The 2,216-nt window shown below is 50.7% G+C and carries 2 protein-coding genes; both read right to left on the reverse strand.

The window, feature by feature from the left end; translation table 11 throughout:
- Positions 1-426: IS110 family transposase (locus HYD27_RS31590; RefSeq protein WP_219221741.1), on the reverse strand; the 426-nt coding region annotated here is incomplete at its 3' end.
- Between the two features lie 462 nt (positions 427-888).
- Positions 889-1,344 carry a GreA/GreB family elongation factor gene (locus tag HYD27_RS31595; protein ID WP_219221742.1) on the reverse strand — a complete coding sequence of 152 codons (456 nt, stop codon included), beginning with the start codon at positions 1,342-1,344 and terminating at the stop codon, positions 889-891.
- Positions 1,345-2,216: the final 872 nt, after the last annotated feature.

The raw sequence follows: 2,216 nt of genomic DNA on the forward strand, positions 1-2,216 counted from the left end.
CGCGTTGTGCTTGAGTTTGCGCAAATACCGGGTGAGGTCACGCAAATCGCGGATGGGTTCGTCCGGGACAAAGCTTCCCTCGATCAAGCCGCAGCGATGGAGCTTGGCGATCCACTCGGCATCCTTGATGTCCGTCTTCTTCCCGGGGATCTGGCGGATGCGCTGCGGGTTGGCTAACGTGATCGCACAAGTGCTTTCCAGGATGTTCCATACAGGTTTCCAAAAGACACCTGTACTTTCCATGGCAATCCCGGTGCATCCCTGCTGTTCCAGCCACTCCTGTAATCTTAAGAGTTCACGGGTCGTAGTTCCGAACGTCTCGGTCACGGACTTGGGTTTCTTCTCCAAGGGGCCGCTCAGCAGACAAACCACCACCGTCTCCTGATGAATATCCAATCCGGCACAGTGTTCACGAATGGCATCCATATTCCTTACCTCCAAGACAAAATATTGCGTGGATCATGCAACCTAAAGAGATGGAATTTTATACACGTGCTCGTGGCAACACTCGGCGTTTCTCGTCGTTGCAGTCGGTCAGATTAAGTGTCGGGATTTCTCACCAATATTTTATCGACCTCTGATCCACAGCACCATTTTACCAAATACGCACTCTGTCTTCATCTGTTTTTCATGACCGACGGTGGCTGCCAGGCCATGGTTGATTAAGTGTACAAAATCCCACTAATGCCCTAGTGGAACGTTTTACAGCAGATTTAGTTATACTAATTCCACTTAGACTTCAGGACCCACGGCAGTTAGCCGTCTTCTCCCCGGAAGCCATTCCGCCATAACCACCCACACGGAGTTTAATTTCTGCGGTTTGGCTTTGTGCAAGACTGTTTTTGTTGCAGACTGTTATCGTTCACACCACCGGTTCATGCTTATCGGTTATCCTAACCGTTCAGCCCCAGACGCATAATCGTACACGTTATTCAGCACGAGCACCCGGTCACTGCCGAGCGGGGTATGAACTGTTACCGTCTCTCCGGGTTCAGTCAGGAGCAGCTCTCTGCCCATCGGTGACCAGAGTGAAATGCAGTGCTCATCCAGCCCGGATTCACCGGGAATTACGATTCGATAGGCATCCTTCAGCGTTTCCGGGCCGATTTGCAGTGAAACCCAGGAGCCGACCAGCACTACGCAGCGTTCAAGCTCATCGCCGGTGCCGGACAAAATCCCCTGCACACGCTCTTGATATTTTCTAATCAGGGTACGGATAGCTGTCCTGTCGGCAGGCGATTCCGAGGCCACCCTGTCTAGAATTGCATACTCATTTTCATCCAAATACACAAGCTGCCGCACCAGTTCCTCACGCAGGGAGTCCGTAATCAGACTATGGCTCATAATAGATTTCACCCGCTCTCTTCATCAGTTCCTGCTCGAAAATCTGTACTTGCCCTCTCATTTCCATCATTCCTTCCACATAGTAAAATAGATCCCGCGGTGGGGATCTATCTATAGGATAACATCTTTTGTAAGAAAGACAATGCCCGGCAGGCGGAAAGGGTCTCCGCTCAACTCATCAGTACTTGCCGCTCACTGGTCGCTGGTCACTGGCACTAAATACCGCTTATATAAGATTTGAAAAGTCAATGAAACAGGCACCCTGCTTAGTGGGAAAAAGTATCACTAATCGAAACTCATCAGCTTATAAAGTATCCTATGTGGGAAAAAGTATCACTAATCGAAGCTCATCAGCTTATAAAGTATCCTATGTGGGAAAAAGTATCACTAATCCGGCTGAAATCGGCCTTATGGGGTGAACAAGCGCAAATTAGATGTACAAAATCCCACTAATGCCCTTTGCAGGCAGGTTCTTAGCCAATTTAGTTTTACTTTATCCACTTAGCACTTGGCACTTGGCACTTGGCACTTGGCACTTAGCACTTGGCACTTGGCACTTGGCGCTTAGCACTTGGCACTTGGCACTTGGCACTTGGCACTTGGCGCTTGGCGCTTGGCACTTGGCACTTGGCACTTGGCACTTGGCACTTGGCACTTGGCGCTTAGCACTTGGCACTTGGCACTTGGCGCTTGGCTCTTGGCACTTGGCACTTGGCACTTGGCGCTTGGCACTTGGCACTTGGCGCTTGGCACTTGGCACTTGGCACTTGGCACTTGGCACTTGGCACTTGGCACTTGGCACTTGGCACTTGGCACTTGGCACTTGGCACTTGGCACTTGGCACTTGGCACTTGGCACTTGGCACTTGGCAC

It is taken from the genome of Paenibacillus sp. S150 (assembly GCF_019352175.1).
GTDB lineage: Bacteria > Bacillota > Bacilli > Paenibacillales > Paenibacillaceae > Paenibacillus_AQ.